Genomic DNA, 17109 nt, shown 5'->3' on the forward strand with positions numbered 1-17109 from the left:
CAAGACTGATAGCTTTGCGTGCAATAAGTAAAAAATTTGTTGGAACTGCCAAAATAGTAGGATTTGTATCCTAACAAACCTGCGTCGGGACACCTACTATTTAGCAAAAATTCAGACTATTGAAGCCTCTTTCACTAAAGCATAAGGCGGAGTATTCTGCCAGTTCATACTAAACACACTTGTCCAATCACTCTTCATCGAAACGACGTGAGTAGCATCTAGTTTTTTCAGCAACGCTTTACTCAACTTATGATCCAATGGATATTGGTATTCTCTTTCCGCGTCATCATGGTGAATAACCGCGGTAAATGGCTTTATGCTGCCGCTGTTGGCCCACTCTAACATTGCAACATCACCACCAGTATTGCCAAAGACAATTGCAGGTGGAACAGGCATATGTTTTCTTAACTGCCTTACTTTTTCTTTGCCTACATTTAGTATTACTGGATGAAAAAGGTGGCTGAGATGAACACTAGAGCCAAACACACGTTCATTAGGAATTCCTAACACTTCTCCAACCCAAGCATGTAAAAATAAGCTTGAACTTCCGGAAGCGATAAACGCTTTAAAGCCATTATCTTTCAATGTATTTAGGACTTCTCTTACCGGCTCAAAGACAAGATTTTGATAGGGAACGTTAAATCTCGGATGCAAGTGCTCAAGGACAAACTCTCTGGCTTTTGCTTGATATTCATTTTCAGAGACATGAGAAAACAACACATTGAACAATTGAAATAAGTCGTGAAACCCTAATTCAATATCGTTTTTCACATTTTCCAGAGCCGCAAAAATCCTACTGTGATGACGCTGGTGTTGATGGTCATTAAGTAGATTGGAAAAATATGACTCAATAAATGTCACTTCTGTGTTGTGAGGTTTCTCACACCAAATGGTGCCATCTAAATCAAACGCTGCGTAACGTCGTTCGTCCGGTATAAAGCTAGAGCTACTGGGATCAGTCCACTTTTTTAGCTTTTCGAGCAAATCCTGAGAAACATCGGTCGCATTCCAAGCGCTAAGCATCATACCGCGATCTCCTTTGCTTCCGATTCCGTTTCCGATGAATCGGCTCGAGCTTCAATATCACCGGTTATCGCAGACAAGTCGGTTTTAAAGCCAAAGACCACGCCACTCCAGATCAGGCACTGCCATACTAATATGCCAAAGGGCACGTAACCCATATAGCCAAGTAAAGGCATTTCGGTTGGCAAGTGAAGCCAGTCCAAATTAATGTATGGAACATCGTATACCCAGTAGTTTGGATTGGTAATTGTGTAGTCTGCCTGAGAATGGAAGACACTGCCGTAGTTCCACATTTCCCAGAAGAAACCATTAAATAAGGATGCCAATCCAACCAGAGCTGCTGTTGTCCAGTTGCCATTAGTTAAGATCCCTTGCATCGGGTTCCAAATACCATTTTTGTGTAGAACGCCAGTCATCACGGCTAGTGGCCCTACCCATATCCCCCAAAATAGAAGGTTGGGGAAAAAGACAACACCAGCGATTAGTGCCAATCCGCCCCAAATCAACACATCACCACTTAGTGGCCAACGATAGCCAAATTGGTATCGAACTCTAAGTGCTGGAATACTCGCCAATAAGGTATACCACTGCATAATGACGGGAGTCACCGTGGTGTAGGCAATCAAATAAAGCATGACTACCGTTTTGTCGGATAATTTTGTTCCAAATGCATCAGGGTAGTACCAGTTCTCCATAACAAAGTAGTCAAAGTATTCGAAATAACTCCAGCCTACTAATGACACGACCGCCGTTATCGCCAGTAAGCCTGGTGTTTTGGATACCATGGAGCGTCCATCATTAATGCGATAAACGGCCCCATCCAAAACAAAGATAAAGCCCCACCACAGAGGGGTAAAACTGTAATACGCAAGAGGGAGCAAATTAGGATCTTTGGCCCACATCAACCACCAGCAGAAAAGAGTAGTGACTAACCCAGCGCCAAACCACCATGGAAACTTTGCCTTTTGGGGTTTGGGAGGTTTTGGGCCACCTGGTTTGAATCCCATTAACTTGGGAAAAGCTAAGATGAAAAATGCCCAACCAACAGCAAGAGCCATAACTATGAAGTAGAAGAGGTTGAATCTGGGTGAGGCAACTTCAAATTGGGGAGGGAAAACCAAGAATCCTTTTGGGAAATGATCAGGATAGTAAAAAAAGCCCACGACGAGAGGGACAACGAGTGTAGCCAAAACTGGCCAAATTAGTTTCCATTTCATAAATAATCCAACAAGCAAAATAGAGAAAGTAACTGAGTATGGATACAAAAAAGCCAGTGCTTTGCACTGGCCACCTAAGTTTTTATTAATACAAAAGTTCAACTAGACCGGCGCTGCTTTCCGCAGTTTTTTGTTGTGGTACATATCTTCATCGGCGGCCTGCACCGCTTCAAAGCAAGAGTTATGGTCGCTAAGATTCGCAAAACCAAAACTCACACCAACAAACATATTGGATTCTTGTTTCAGTTCTTTTTCAACCCTAACAATAATTTGCACAACATTATCGTGAAGTAATGTCGGGTAAAACAGACCAAACTCATCCCCTGAAATCCGATACAAGGTTGCACCGTCAGGTAAAGCACGACTGAGCTTGGTACTAAAGTTTAATAACAGCTCATCTCCCAGTAAGTGACCATAATTGTCATTGCATTGTTTTAGTCCATCGAGATCCAAATAAATGAATGACTCATCACGCCGTACTGTCTTAGAGTGTCTATCCATAGCAAAGCGATTGGGTAACTGTGTTAGTGGGTCTGTTAATGCTAGCTGTAACGATTCTTCAGATCGTCTTAGTGCCTGTGAGCGGCTCTGCTCTAACTGGCTCATTTGATAGGACAACACACCAGAAAGCATAAGCACTTCAAAAGCGACAGCAATCAGCCCTAAATGCTCAATGTAAATAGTATTAAATGACAGCATTTGTTCGAGTGAAATGGTCAACATCGCCAATAGGAAAAAGCCGACATTTGCTGCCAAATACCATTTAGCAACGCCCTCACCTCTCAAGCTGTATACAATACCTGCAGCCAATCCGTACAGAGTCATCATTGCCACAGAGCTTCGGTTCAACTCGTTGTGAATACCTGGTGACAGTAGTGACAATGGGAAGTAACTGGCCATTACCGCCAAAATTGCTAAACCGATATACCACAACCACCGAGATGACTCTTTGGTTATAGATAGGAGAGACATAGCAAAGATTACATACGCCATACTAGAAAAGTTAAGTGGCCAAGTTGCACCAAAATAGCTTTGCACCGAAAACAAGTCGCGAGCTACCATCAAGGTCGTCGCATTAAAAATCAAATTACCGATAATGAAAGTTGCATAGGCAAGGTCAACCAGCTTCCGACGCGTTACCCACATCACCACGTAGTAAAAACCCAAACCCAAAAACACACCCAAGCCCAACAGTGCAACACTGTTACCGACTCGAATTTCGTTTATGTAGTTCGCCTGTTCGGCTACGAAAGGAATAGTGTGAACAATACTAAATTGAGATTTTTGAAAGGTGATAAGAGTGTAATTACCCGCAACCAACTCTACGTCGCGAGCATGTCTTAAAAAATAACGTTCATTGTTTTTGTTGAGAAGACCGCCATTGAACTCAGCTATCCGCTTCCCTTGTTCATCAAATAGAAAATGAGAGTAATAGCCAATCAATGCTGAGTTTCTAAAATCAATGACGTAATGACCCGTTGAATTGATAACAAAGGGAAGACGACTTACTTTTTCACCGCCAGTAAGGTTGAATTCTTCAAGGTCATCAAGTGAGGAGAGGTAAGCATCCACATCTATCAAAGATGTTTTGGTCGTCAACGATTCAAGCGATGAAGATGACTGCGCACCTTGGTACCACTCGATCTCATCAAATACTATGGTGTTTGCTAAAGATGCATGGACACCAAATGACAACCCGGCAAAAAGCGTAAACAGAATCAGCCACCCAAGCCGAAATCTATTAAACAAATAAAAACTCATTTTATCTAGTCAACAAAAAGTCCCTGTTGATTTCAAAGCGGTATCCATACGCGCAAAAATCAAACAGAATTAGTCAATGTTCAATACACGAAGTCAACCACACCTTGAGTTACGTCACTTGTTCAAAAGCTTCTACCGCTTCTGAAAGTTTTTTCACTCCGTGTATTTCCATCCCCCGGATTCCTTCTTTTGGAAGGTTCGCTGCAGGAACTATGGCTTTTTTAAACCCGTGTTTAAAAGCTTCTTTTAGTCGTTCTTGCCCGCTAGGCACCGGTCTGATTTCTCCTGCCAAACCGACTTCCCCAAATACCACCACATCTTTTGGCAACGCTCTGTCTCTAAAACTGGATAACAGCGCCATGACTAAAGCTAAATCTGCACTGGTTTCAGTTACTTTTACGCCTCCCACGACATTAACAAAAACATCTTGGTCTGCCATCTGTAAACCGCCGTGCTTGTGAAGTACAGCAAGTAACAAAGACAAACGATTCTGCTCAAGTCCCACAGAGACGCGGCGAGGGTTAGCTAACTGGCTGTAATCCACCAAGGCTTGAATCTCAACTAGCAGTGGACGAGTACCTTCCCACACCACCATGACTGAGCTGCCCGAGGTATCTTCCTCACCTCGCGATAAGAATATGGCAGACGGGTTACTGACCTCTTTTAACCCTTGTTCTGTCATGGCAAATACACCAAGTTCATTCACCGCACCAAAGCGGTTTTTGTGACTGCGCAAGGTGCGATAGCGGCTATCGGTTCCACCATCGAGTAAGACCGAGCAATCGATAATGTGTTCCAGTACTTTAGGTCCGGCAAGCGTGCCATCTTTAGTGACGTGACCAACAATAAAGACCGACACCCCGTTTTGTTTGGCGTAGCGAGTTAACGCAGTTGCCGATTCTCGCACTTGAGCCACGCTGCCCGGCGAGGATTGTACGTCTGGCACATGCATAACCTGTATCGAGTCAATCACCATGATTTTTGGTTGCTCTTTTTCCGCGATCTGACAGATCTTATCGACATTGGTTTCCGACAGCATTTTCAAATGCTCTTTCGGTAATCCCAATCGAGAGGCGCGCATTGCGACTTGCTGTAGCGACTCCTCACCGGTGACGTATAGGGTTGGCATCTGGGCGGAGAGCAAGCACATGGTTTGTAGTAGTAAGGTTGATTTACCAGCACCCGGATTACCACCAATCAAAATGGCAGCGCCGGGTACTATCCCGCCCCCCAACACACGATCCAGCTCTTTAAAATTACTGGAAAAGCGAGGAACATCTTGTAGATCTATTTCAGATAAGTTTTGAACTTTCGATTCGGTGGCCGAACCGGCGTAACCACTCAGTCTTTCGTTACGCGCTACCGTCGGTGAGGCAGCGATACGAACTTCGGTTATCGTATTCCAAGCACCACAAGCATTACATTGTCCCTGCCAACGAGGGAAATCGGCACCACAATCGTTACATACGTAAGCTCGTTTAGGTTTCGCCATACCGTAAGTTCTGCCTTATCGTTAAAGATTTCCAAGTATTGGCCGATACTATACCCAAATCACAGCTCGACAAAAACGAGAAGTTTTCATCGACAATCAGCAGCTGCTCTTAGATATCGCTTAAGCTTGCAACACTTACCATAAAAATTGGCTGCATAACGAGCAAGCGATTGGAAACACGTCATTTCCACCGAGCAGTTTGGTTTCAGTTGGATATACTTAGGTATACGAAGACTCTTTCGCGAGTCGGTTTAAGGAAACAGCACACTACCCATGGAGCAATCCGAAATTCTTTCCCTAGCCGAAAGGCTTATACCAGCTTACGGCTCAGAAGATTTTGAAGACGTTCTGTCGCAAATGACAGACGGAGAGGCTCCGTCGGTTAAATTTCTGGTCAAAATGGAGCTCAACAAATTGATGGCTCCATGTACTAAAACCTTAGATCTCAGAGGTCGTGTTCAAGGTGAATGTCGCGAATACCAATTAGACGGCCTAGTACATTGGCTGGATGATGTTGCCTTCAACGTATATCACAAGAACGTTCGCAAATACGGTGGGTACACTGAAGGTGTCTGGTTAGCGCTTTGCAACACCAAAAACAACTTCCGAGTGATGCAACAGCGAGGTAAACCTTCCGGTAAAGAAATTGTTTCCGATGCCACTGAATTTGATGTTGAACCGCTGCAACTCGGTTATGACCTAAAGCGCAAAGAAAACCGCCTCAAAATCTCTTCTCAAGTTGAACTTACTCTGCCCGGAAAACAGTTGGTGCATGGTGTCACCTCAGACATTTCTCCTTCTGGTGCCCGGGTAAAAGTGCCGACCGCATTTAATTACCGGTTGGGCGATAATGTCGATGTGCTCTTTATTGAAATTGCCCAGTCTTCTGAAGAAGGGCTGCTTTGCGCGCCGGTCCAATATCGCATTATCGGTATTGACGATTCGATGGAAAATGACTCGGTCAAATTTCTAAGACTGATCAATACCGAAGACAGCCAAGAAATCGAACAAGTCATCGAAATCTCGCTCAAAAACGAAGCAGAGCGCGCCAAACACGACAATCAAGATAAAATTATTCGCGCACGTACACGTGGCTATGAACACACCTATTTAAAACACAGTTGTCATTTACCCCTGTTTTTCAGTAAGGACAAACTGAGCATTGTCTTGATGACGGAAAACAATAAGTCACTTTGGCAGTACTGGCACGACGAGAGAAATCAGCAAAATCTCACGTCTTTGTTTAACCACCAGCGACTGCAGATTCTCACACAACCGGGGATGAGTGGCAGTAGCAATGTGTTGTATTCCTTTACTCACGAGCATCAAGACAAAACCTTGTTCTTCTCGATGATGATGCCAGAGGCAACGCAAGCACAGCGCTTGCTGTTTTGGCATATAGGTGCCAGAAAGGAATCGTGGCGAGCATTCCGCGTGTCCATATTCCAGCTTACCGATGAGGAAAAGAAAGATCTCGCCCAGCACAGCGATGAACTGGCTACCAATGTGGCAGGATTGACCCACTGTGGTTACTTGCAAGAAATCGCCGACACTTCATCGGCTCACGATTACTTGCTTACCGAAAAACCTCGACTACCAAGCTCCGAGCTTAATCCATTTAGGCATACTCGGGCAGCTGGCGATGAACCACTGTGTTTGTATTTTGATGCTAAATCCCGGCGCAAAGAACCTAGATATCAGTTCAACTCCCCAATTGAAATCACTGCAAATGATTCGGTATACCAAGGGCAAACCCTAGACATATCTAAGCACGGACTTTTGGTGGCACTGAAAACTCCCTATAAAGGACCGGCAAACTGCTTAGCGACCATCAACCTGTTGGAAATGCAGCTCTACGACAAAAACTTGCCCATGTCGGCAATTAGTTACGAAATTATTCGCGTGTCTAACAATGGTCAACGGGTACAACTCTTGATCGAAGAAGGGAAAGAGAACAACAAGATCATTCACTTTTTTAATCGCCTGATCGAACACAACAAGAAAAAACTCGTTGCCAAACGTGAAGCGCTGCCAAGTGATGATCTTCTCGAGGGACTGCATGACACCTTATTGCGACGCAATATTTGTTGGCCGCTATTTATGGAGAAACGCGGTCCGAGTATTAAACCAAGAATCTTGGGGGTTCAATATCCGCTTCCCGATTCGTTGATCCCGTTTGCCAAGCTAGGCCCTAAAGACAAGTTCTCGCTCGATCCTATATACAAAGGGCGCAGTAACACACTGCTCGCGCAACCAATGAAGCGAGTAGAAGCTGCGGTGCCAACCTATCACGATGTGTATATTGGCATTATGAAATTTGGGTCGCGTATTCAATCGGTCGAAACTAAGCTCTTTAGCGAATTTGAATCATTAAAAGAGCGAATTGGCTTTATTAAAAATGCCCAAGACTTGGGGGAGTTTTATGTATTGCGAATCTCCGGTGTACCTGTCTTTGATCCTTGGACCTCTTTGTTGAGAAAAGACATTCAAGAGCTCGCACCGATTAGCTTGCACAATGCTAAAAAGTTGGAAAAAGAGATCGGCACCTTGTTGGGCTATGGCGAAGTAATTGATATTACCGAAGAAGTGTTAATTCGCTTGCAGCTAACCCAATAAAAAACCGAGCGCAAGCTCGGTTTTTAGCCTAAATCGCAATCGCATCCAATTAAGGAGTCTGTTGCCAACTGACTTTTTGTTGTTTTGCCCGTTGCGCTGACAAGATGCAAATCAATCCACCTAAACCAGCGTGACGAATCGCAACTTGTGCTTCTTGCTCCACTTTAGGTTTAGCATGATAAGCCACACCTAAACCTGCCGCTTGCATCATCAACAAGTCATTTGCACCGTCACCAACGGCAACGGTGTTGTGAAGCTCAATGTCATACTGGTCAACCAATTGCTGAAGAATGTCGGCCTTAGTTTGGGCCGAGACAACGTCGCCAATCACTTCACCCGTCAATTTGCCTTCTTGAATATCAAGCAGATTTGATTGGGCAAAATCGAGGTTGAGTAAGTCTTTCAAATGTTCCGAGAAGTACGTGAAACCGCCAGAAGCAATCGCAGTTTTCCAGCCAAACGCTTGTAAGGTTGCCATCATTTTCTGTAAATCGGGCATAAGTGGCAAACACTCGCGCACTTCTTGCAAAATGGACTCAGGAGCACCAGATAACTTACTGACTCGCGTGCGCAAGCTTTCTTCAAAATCCAACTCACCTTGCATTGCGCGTTCAGTCACTTCAGCGACTTCATCACCCACACCCGCAAGTTTTGCAATTTCGTCAATGCACTCCATGCGAATCACGGTTGAGTCCATATCAAACAGTGCGAGACCGGGCTTATTAAGATCCGGGACTTCCGCCAATGATGCGTAGTCTAAATTTAAATTTTGTAGAATCACTTCATGTTCGGTAGTCAATTGGCCAGCCATTAGCGCGACTTCGTATTGGCCTACCGCCCAACAATCCAATATCTGGTGAAACTCCCCAGTGAAGAAATCCATATCTTCAAACTGTTGAGCCGATAAATACGGTGCATAAACCATCCAACTCGCATTTCGCTTATCAAGATTGGTTGCCAATCTCTGCTCAGGAAAACGATTGCTCAACGTTGTTCTGCGCCTAATTGCGAATGATGCAGACTTTTCCATGTAACGACATTCCTCTTAAAATTAGGCGTACAAGTTAACCTATTGCAATTTCAAATAGCAAGCAGCAATATGGCTTCACGTTGAAAAACCAGCCAAGATTTCATCAATGATAACCACGGCGTTTCGTGTGTTAGACTAGACCAATATGCGCTAAGCGATCAGGGGTAATAATCACCATCATGAAGACATCTCTATTTTCATTTCGAGTGGTCGCTCGTCTTATGGCCATGATGTTGTTAATTGGTGCCGTGGTTACCATTGGTATAAACAGTGTCAAAATCACCAAGGGTAATGAAGAAATTCAAGCCAACCAGTTAGAGACACTAACCAAAATTCTCATTTCTCAAGCTGCATTGTCAGCCAGCTCGATGATTGAGCAGGAAGACCAAGAGCGATTATTAGCTCTCACCAACCAGTTGGCATCAGATGCGCTGGTGTTTGACGCCACTGTGTATGACTCGGAAGGGGTGAGACTTGCGTCTAGTGAAGAAGCGGTTGGTGTGCGTGAGATCTTGGGTTTAGATACCCCATTAGAAACCGCTCGAATTGGCCGCCAGCAATTAGTAGAACCCGTATTCTACGAAAACAACATTATCGGGTTTGTCAGAGTCACCTTTGAAACTGGCAAAGTAACCGCGACCTCTAACCACTACTACCGCAAAAGCGACCGTTACCTTTATACCATGGTGGTCATCAGTTTCTTGTCTGGCTTAGTGTTTATGTTTGTTGTAAGACGTAAGCCAAAACAAAAAGTTGAAAATGTACTGCTGAAGAACGCTGCGGTAGAAAGCTAGATAAACAACTAGCCAGTTTTTCCAAAAAAAAGCGCCAGCAGTACCTGGCGCTTTTCAATTTAGTACGATTATGCTTCCGCTTTATCCATTAGAAGAACTGAATCCAAAGCAATTTCAATCATCTCATTGAAGGTGTTTTGACGCTCTTCTGAAGTGGTTTGTTCACCCGTTTTGATGTGGTCTGAAACAGTACAGATTGTCAGAGCTTTTGCACCGTATTCAGCACAAACTCCGTAAATACCAGCAGCTTCCATCTCAACTCCAACGATGCCGTACTTATCCATCACATCAAACATTTCTGGATCTGGCGTGTAGAACAGTTCAGCAGAGAACAGGTTGCCCACTTTTACGTCAATACCGCGCGCCGTCGCTGCTTCTTCTGCTGCTTTCACCATGCGGTAATCTGCAATCGCTGCAAAATCATGACCTTTGAAACGGATGCGATTTACTTTTGAATCAGTACAAGCGCCCATACCAATCACAACATCGCGAACCTTGATATCTTCGCTTACTGCGCCACAGCTACCAACACGGATGATTTTTTTCACGCCGTAATCTTTGATTAGCTCTGTCGCGTAAATTGAGCATGAAGGAATACCCATACCGTGGCCCATTACCGAGATCTTACGGCCTTGGTAAGTACCGGTGAAACCGTACATGTTGCGAACATCACAAACTTTTTCAACATTCTCTAAAAAGTTCTCTGCAATGTATTGTGCGCGTAGTGGGTCACCTGGCATTAGTACTACATCAGCAAAGTCGCCCATTTCTGCATTAATATGTGGAGTTGCCATTTTTCATTCCTATTTCTTTAATATTGCCAATACCGCTTTTCAAGGCATTGGCATGTTCAATTTAAATATCTTGCTCGCGAATGTACTGATATACATCCGGCGTCTGTTGGTAGGTATCGCCAATCTGCATTGCACTCTGGATAGCGGTTGCGGCGCTTTGCCATTGCTCTTCGCTTTGAGCATGAACCCAGGCCAATGGCGTTTGCGTATCAACGTTTTGCCCAAGCACTGCACATTGATCAAAGCCCACGGCGTAATCAATACTATCTTGTGGCGTTCGTCTGCCGCCGCCTAACTCAACCACAGCCATACCGAGCGCTCTGGTATCCATCGCGGTTAACACACCAGCATGATTAGCATAAACAGGTTTGATGACCGATGCGGTAGGCAAATAGCTTTGGTAGTTTTCAACAAAATCGTTTGGACCACCTAAGCCCGAGACCATCAATGCAAATCGCTCTGCTGCTTTTCCGTTATCTAGTACAGATTGTAATTTTTGTCTTGCCGTCGCTTCATCGGGAGCCAAGCCACCCAAAATCAACATTTCGGCGCATGACGCCATGGTGATTTCTTTGAGTCTTGGATTTTGGTATTCGCCCGTTAAGAACTTCACCGCTTCCACCACTTCAAGTGCATTACCTGCCGACGACGCCAATATCTGATTCATATCTGTCAGAATTGCCGTCGTTTTAGTGCCGGCACCATTGGCAACTGCCACGATTGATTCAGCCAGTTCAAGAGAAGCTTGCTGAGTCGGCATAAATGCACCGCTGCCAACTTTCACATCCATGACCAAAGCATCAAGCCCTGCGGCGAGCTTTTTCGACAGAATCGATGCGGTAATGAGTGAAATATTGTCGACAGTCGCAGTAACGTCACGTGTGGCGTAGACACGTTTATCTGCGGGTGCTAAATCACCCGTTTGACCAATAATCGCCACACCAGCCTGTTTAACAAGCTCGCCAAAGGTTTGATTATCTGGGGTGATGTTGTAGCCAGGGATTGACTCTAGCTTATCCAAAGTTCCGCCCGTGTGCCCTAACCCACGGCCGGAAATCATCGGAACAAAGCCACCACAGGCCGCAACCATTGGACCAAGCATCAATGAAATAACATCACCAACACCACCGGTGCTATGTTTATCGACAACGGGTCCGCCAAAATCCATATGATCCCAATTGAGGACCATACCGGAATCACGCATTGCGCACGTTAATGCGATGCGCTCGTCCATCGTCATTTCGTTAAAGTAAATCGCCATTGCAAAAGCGGCAATTTGCCCTTCAGACACTGTGTTTTTGGCAACACCTTGAATGAAAAACTGAATTTCTTCAGACGACAACACTAAGCCATCGCGTTTTTTGCGAATAATTTCTTGAGGTAAGAACATCACACTCTCTCCTTACGTATTTTCTGATTTGCTCAGATTAGTAAGCAGAAGGATCTGCAACGTCTTTCGTTACCTCGAGTGTGTTTAACAAGTTAGTCAGCAAGCTTGATGCACCAAAGCGGTAGTGGCGAGCGTCAACCCAAGAATCACCTAAGATTTCGTCGGCCATAGCTAAGTATTCCGCTGCATCTTCAGCAGTACGAACACCACCAGCGGGTTTAAAGCCAACAGAATTTGCCACGTTCATATCACGGATGACTTCAAGCATCATTCGTGCGTATTCGGGCGTCGCATTCACAGGCACTTTACCAGTAGACGTTTTAATGAAATCAGCGCCGGCTTTAATCGCAATTTCTGATGCTTTTTTGATTAGGGCTTCTTCTTTTAGTTCGCCAGTTTCAATGATTACTTTAAGTAGAACATTGTCACCACACGCTGCTTTACACTGTTTTACTAATTCAAAGCCAACGTCTTCATTACCGGCAATTAACGCGCGGTATGGGAACACCACGTCAACTTCGTCGGCACCATAAACAACCGCTGCTTTAGTTTCAGTTACTGCGATTTCAATATCGTCGTTACCGTGCGGGAAATTGGTAACAGTCGCAATTTTAACTTCAGGGGTACCCTGCTCCTTAAGTGCTTTACGCGCAACAGGAATAAAACGAGGGTAAATGCAGATCGCTGCGGTCTGGCCGACAGGTGACTTGGCGTTTTTACACAGCTCTATCACCTTTGCATCAGTGTCGTCGTCATTTAGTGTGGTTAAATCCATTAATTTAAGCGCACGCAACGCCGCAGTTTGTAGTTGATTCATTTGTATCTCCGATCAATTTAGGTTGTTACGACCAACCCACAAATTGTGGTTGGTTCGTTGAACGGACTTGGTTCCCTGAAGACTCGACCGTTTGGTCAATTGCATTCCTTGTCACCGCACTCGGCTTGTTAGCCAGTTACATAAACTCAAGGTTTATGAGTGCAAATCGCCAAAATCTTTTTAGCGAGTAAAAAACGTTTCCATTATCCATTGGTATCCCACCCCTCCTAGGTAGACACCAACGATACCCATCACACCAGGTAACACTGGTGGTGCAGGTAATGGCAATTTGATTGCCGAAAATAGCACACCGACTGCGATTCCAGCCAGTGTTGCGAGTATTAGTTCGCTCATATTGCTTCCTTTAACACCGAAGTGCACATAAATCCTTCAACCACTAACATAACTTGGTTATTGGTTGCTCACTACAGTATAGGGATTGACTCATAAGCTGTAGCAATCTGATCTGCGCAAACGGTTTGTATCTCAAAATAAAAAGCCCCACAGTAAATTTGACTGCGGGGCTAAGGTCTCAGTTTGTTTGCTTCTTTAAGTTAAGGGAAAACTTATAGAGCCGCTAAGCTCAAACAGAAGCCGGCGATGGTTGCAGCCATCAAGTTAGATAGTGTACCCGCAACAACCGCTTTCACACCCATACGCGCGATATCAGAGCGACGGTTTGGAGCAAGGCTACCTAGACCACCTAGCAAGATTGCGATAGATGAAAGGTTTGCGAAGCCACATAGGGCAAATGAGATAATTGCTGCTGTCTTTTCAGACATAACTTCACCTGTTGCTGCTAGAACTTGCGCGTTTTCACCTAGGTATGGCGTGAAGTTCAAGTAAGCTACAAATTCGTTTACAACGATCTTCTGACCGATGAATGAACCAGCGGTAGTCGCTTCAGCCCAAGGTACACCGATTAGGAATGCAAGTGGTGCAAATACCCAACCTAGAATTAATTCTAGAGTTAGATTTTCCATACCCAACCAGCCGCCAACACCACCTAAGATGCCGTTGATAAGTGCGATCAAACCAATAAATGCAATCAGCATCGCACCTACGTTAAGAGCAAGTTGCAAACCAGCAGACGCACCGCCAGCAGCTGCATCAATCACGTTAGTTGGCTTATCAGCGCCGCCATCTAGTGCTTCTTCGATGTTTTCAGCAGGCTTTTCTGTCTCAGGGAACAAGATCTTTGCGAACAATAGACCACCCGGTGCCGCCATAAATGAGGCTGCAACCAAGTACTCCAGAGGTACACCCATAGAGGCATAACCCGCTAGTACACCACCAGCAACAGACGCAAGGCCACCACACATTACCGCAAATAGCTCAGATTGAGTCATGCGAGGTACAAATGGGCGCACAACTAGCGGTGCTTCAGTTTGACCAACAAAAATGTTTGCTGCAGCAGACATAGATTCTGCGCGTGAAGTGCCCAAAGCTTTCTGCAGACCGCCACCCAAAATACGGATGACCCATTGCATAACACCTAGGTAGTAAAGCACGGAAATCAGCGCTGAGAAGAAGATCAAAGTTGGTAGAACGCGGAAGGCAAAGATAAAGCCGCCGCCACCAAATACTTCGAACATCTTGTCAGAAACAAGACCACCGAATAGGAAAGACGTACCGTCGTTACCGTAGTTGATAACGTTAGCAACGCCTGAAGAGAAACCGTTCAATAGATCACGGCCCCAAGGCACATATAGTACAAACGCACCCAGCGCGAATTGAATCGCGAAGGCACCACCTACAGTGCGTAGGTTAATAGCTTTGCGGTTAGATGAAAGTGCAACAGCGATCGCTATCAGCACAACCATACCGACTAGGCTCATAAACAGGCTCATAGTTTATGGCTTCCTTATAAAATTTCGAATTGGCGTGTTCCAAAATGGAGCTCAAAAAGCGGCGCCATTATACTGGTCGTATAAGTTTAGAACAGTACAAAGTTCACAAATACATGTAACCAATAATTCACACACAAATCATTTACAAGACATAAATCGCATAAATAAAACAAAACACTTGCACTTTAGCGTTTGCGCAAACGATTAAATGACTTTTCTTGCATTGTTCGTGAGGATATTACTCAAATAGGAAATTTCTTGTTTTCGTAACTCACTTAACACTTTTAGGATAGTCGGGATTTGGCTGGGTGTATTAGGTTGCCCCTGATAACCAGAAACTGGCATATCAGGAGAATCGGTTTCTAAAACCAAACAGTCTTCAGGAAGTTTAGCGAAGGTTTGACGAGTCTTATTGGCTCTTGGGTAGGTAATGCTGCCACCAACGCCGATAAAGTACCCCAAATCAACGTACTGTTTGGCTTGCTGATAGCTACCAGTAAAACCATGAATGATACCTGTTCGTTTAACCGGTATCTTTTTGAGTTCTCGAATCAATTCGTTATGTGCTTTGCGGCAATGCAACCAAACTGGCAAATTGAATGTATTCGCCATCTGTTGCTGTAAGTTTAAGATATCAATTTGATAACTTCGGTCACTATGCTCAATAAAAAAGTCTAGTCCGCACTCAGCTATCGCAACGGGATCAGTCAACTCACCAGCGGACAACAGTTGCTCAAGCTTTTCTAGCGATTGCATATCTTGATGGATATCACCACTTAAAAACACCGGGTGCAATCCATAGCCAGGACGCACATTGCAATAGTCGGTACTAATATCAGAAACACGCTGCCAATTATCTTGATTGACCGAAGGTAACCAAAATTCGTGAACGCCAACTCGCTCTGCTTCTTGAATTGTTAATTTGAGATCCACTCCGGATTTCTCCAACAAATCGAGGTGGCAATGGGTATCTATAAGCAACTGAACACTCCTGTCACTTCACATTTTTAACCATAAAATCCGTGAATGATGTCAATGCATAGAGCGAAATTTCGACCAATACAACCACAACCATCACATTTTGAAGCAATAAAATATGCACGTTAACGTTTGCGCAAGACATAGATCACGCTTACTGACAAAAACATGATTCTATTTAGTCACCGCAAACGATAAAATACGACGAAAGCTTGCGTGGTCTCAGTTTGACGCTTCAACTCTATGTATATTAAGCATATCCATGCTTATGACACTGGCGTTGTCATTTTTCCAAGCTTTGGATTCGTCCATTTCGAAATGAACTATTAAGGGAACTTAACGTGAAAAAACAACTTCTAAAAATAACCGCAATTGCGGCAGCGGTAACGTCGTTTGGTGCGTTTGCAGCTACGCCAGCAGTTATCTACGACACAGCAGGTAAGTTTGACAAGTCATTCAACGAAGCTGTATTCCAAAATGGTGTTAAGAAGTTTAACGCAGACAAAGACGTAACGGTTCGCGAATTTGAACCTCAAAACGAAGCACAGCGTGAGCAAGGCCTACGTCGTCTAGCGAGCCGTGGTCACTCTCCTATCGTTGCAGTAGGCTTCAACATGGCTTCTGCTGTTGAAAAAGTAGCGAAAGAGTTCCCAGACGTAAAATTCACAATCATCGACATGGTTGTTGATTTGCCAAACGTACAGTCAATCGTATTTAAAGAGCACGAAGGTTCATTCCTAGTAGGTGCATTGGCAGCAAAAGTTTCTGAAACTAACAAAGTTGGTTTCGTTGGTGGTATGGACATTCCTCTAATTCGTAAATTTGAGTGTGGTTACCGTCAAGGTGCTAAGCACGCAAGCAGCGATGTAGAAACATTCCAAAACATGACTGGTTCTACTCCAGCAGCATTTAATGACCCAGCAAAAGGTTCTGAGCTTGCTAAGTCTCAGTTCTCTAAAGGCGTTGACGTAATCTACGCTGCAGCAGGTGGTACTGGTCTTGGTGTTTACCAAGCAGCAAAAGATGCTGGTCACTTCGCAATTGGTGTTGACTCAAACCAAAACCACCTACAACCAGGCACTATGCTAACGTCTATGGTTAAGAAAGTAGGTGTTGCGGCATACAACACTTGGGATGCGGCAGCAAACGGTACTTGGGAACCTGGTATTCAAGCACTAGGTCTTGCTGAGGGCGCGGTTGAGTGGGCTTACGATGAGCACAACAAAGACCTAGTTCCTGCAGACGTAAAAGCTTACCTAAAAACTCTTGAAGCAGACATCATCTCGGGCAAAATCCAAGTCCATGACTACATGTCTAACAACACTTGTAACTTTTAATTAAGTTATC

The 17109-nt window shown here is 44.5% G+C and carries 14 protein-coding genes; 3 read left to right on the forward strand and 11 right to left on the reverse strand.

From position 1 onward, the window contains the following. Positions 1-111 precede the first annotated feature (111 nt). From ACXAFJ_RS10645 to radA, 4 genes are all read right to left on the reverse strand, one after another. A complete protein-coding gene (locus tag ACXAFJ_RS10645; RefSeq protein WP_475323313.1) occupies positions 112-1026 on the reverse strand; it encodes an HAD family hydrolase in 915 nt (304 codons plus the stop codon). Beyond that, positions 1023-2240: a mechanosensitive ion channel protein MscS gene (locus ACXAFJ_RS10650; protein ID WP_475323314.1), complete on the reverse strand. Its 1218-nt coding sequence runs from the start codon at positions 2238-2240 to the stop codon at positions 1023-1025. Before ACXAFJ_RS10650 ends, ACXAFJ_RS10645 begins: the two co-directional genes overlap by 4 nt. Positions 2241-2342: 102 nt before the next feature. After that, entirely contained in the window at positions 2343-3989 is a 1647-nt protein-coding gene (locus tag ACXAFJ_RS10655; protein WP_475323316.1) for a sensor domain-containing diguanylate cyclase, read from the reverse strand. Between the two features lie 121 nt (positions 3990-4110). After that, positions 4111-5493, reverse strand: a complete 1383-nt coding sequence (gene radA, locus ACXAFJ_RS10660; RefSeq protein WP_475323317.1) for a DNA repair protein RadA — start codon at positions 5491-5493, stop codon at positions 4111-4113. 273 nt (positions 5494-5766) lie between these two features. On the opposite strand from radA, the gene ACXAFJ_RS10665 reads away from it, so the two are divergent. Next, positions 5767-8109 carry a PilZ domain-containing protein gene (locus ACXAFJ_RS10665; protein ID WP_475323318.1) on the forward strand — a complete coding sequence of 781 codons (2343 nt, stop codon included), beginning with the start codon at positions 5767-5769 and terminating at the stop codon, positions 8107-8109. 49 nt (positions 8110-8158) lie between these two features. Here the strand turns inward: ACXAFJ_RS10665 and serB are convergent, their stop codons facing one another. Further along, complete coding sequence (gene serB, locus ACXAFJ_RS10670; RefSeq protein ID WP_475323320.1) at positions 8159-9139, reverse strand: phosphoserine phosphatase; 981 nt, start codon at positions 9137-9139, stop codon at positions 8159-8161. A 179-nt stretch (positions 9140-9318) separates the two neighbouring features. Between serB and ACXAFJ_RS10675 the strand changes: the two genes are divergently transcribed. Further along, positions 9319-9933, forward strand: coding sequence for a YtjB family periplasmic protein (locus ACXAFJ_RS10675; RefSeq protein ID WP_475323321.1), 615 nt, complete (start codon positions 9319-9321; stop codon positions 9931-9933). A gap of 68 nt (positions 9934-10001) precedes the next feature. Here the strand turns inward: ACXAFJ_RS10675 and deoD are convergent, their stop codons facing one another. From deoD to ACXAFJ_RS10705, 6 genes are all read right to left on the reverse strand, one after another. Beyond that, positions 10002-10727 (reverse strand): purine-nucleoside phosphorylase, encoded by a 726-nt coding sequence (gene deoD, locus ACXAFJ_RS10680; protein WP_475323322.1) that lies wholly within the window; start codon positions 10725-10727, stop codon positions 10002-10004. Between the two features lie 61 nt (positions 10728-10788). Beyond that, positions 10789-12117 (reverse strand): thymidine phosphorylase, encoded by a 1329-nt coding sequence (gene deoA, locus ACXAFJ_RS10685; protein ID WP_475323323.1) that lies wholly within the window; start codon positions 12115-12117, stop codon positions 10789-10791. Between the two features lie 37 nt (positions 12118-12154). Beyond that, positions 12155-12934 carry a deoxyribose-phosphate aldolase gene (gene deoC, locus ACXAFJ_RS10690; protein ID WP_475323325.1) on the reverse strand — a complete coding sequence of 260 codons (780 nt, stop codon included), beginning with the start codon at positions 12932-12934 and terminating at the stop codon, positions 12155-12157. Between the two features lie 180 nt (positions 12935-13114). After that, a complete protein-coding gene (locus tag ACXAFJ_RS10695) occupies positions 13115-13288 on the reverse strand; it encodes a XapX domain-containing protein (RefSeq protein WP_475323326.1) in 174 nt (57 codons plus the stop codon). 212 nt (positions 13289-13500) lie between these two features. Next, a complete protein-coding gene (locus ACXAFJ_RS10700) occupies positions 13501-14784 on the reverse strand; it encodes a NupC/NupG family nucleoside CNT transporter (RefSeq protein ID WP_475323328.1) in 1284 nt (427 codons plus the stop codon). A 204-nt stretch (positions 14785-14988) separates the two neighbouring features. Continuing rightward, positions 14989-15765: a TatD family hydrolase gene (locus ACXAFJ_RS10705; RefSeq protein WP_475323329.1), complete on the reverse strand. Its 777-nt coding sequence runs from the start codon at positions 15763-15765 to the stop codon at positions 14989-14991. Positions 15766-16103: 338 nt separating this feature from the next. Between ACXAFJ_RS10705 and ACXAFJ_RS10710 the strand changes: the two genes are divergently transcribed. Beyond that, a complete protein-coding gene (locus tag ACXAFJ_RS10710) occupies positions 16104-17099 on the forward strand; it encodes a BMP family lipoprotein (protein WP_475323330.1) in 996 nt (331 codons plus the stop codon). Positions 17100-17109 lie beyond the last annotated feature (10 nt).

The organism is Vibrio sp. ABH4_348 (assembly GCF_056159765.1).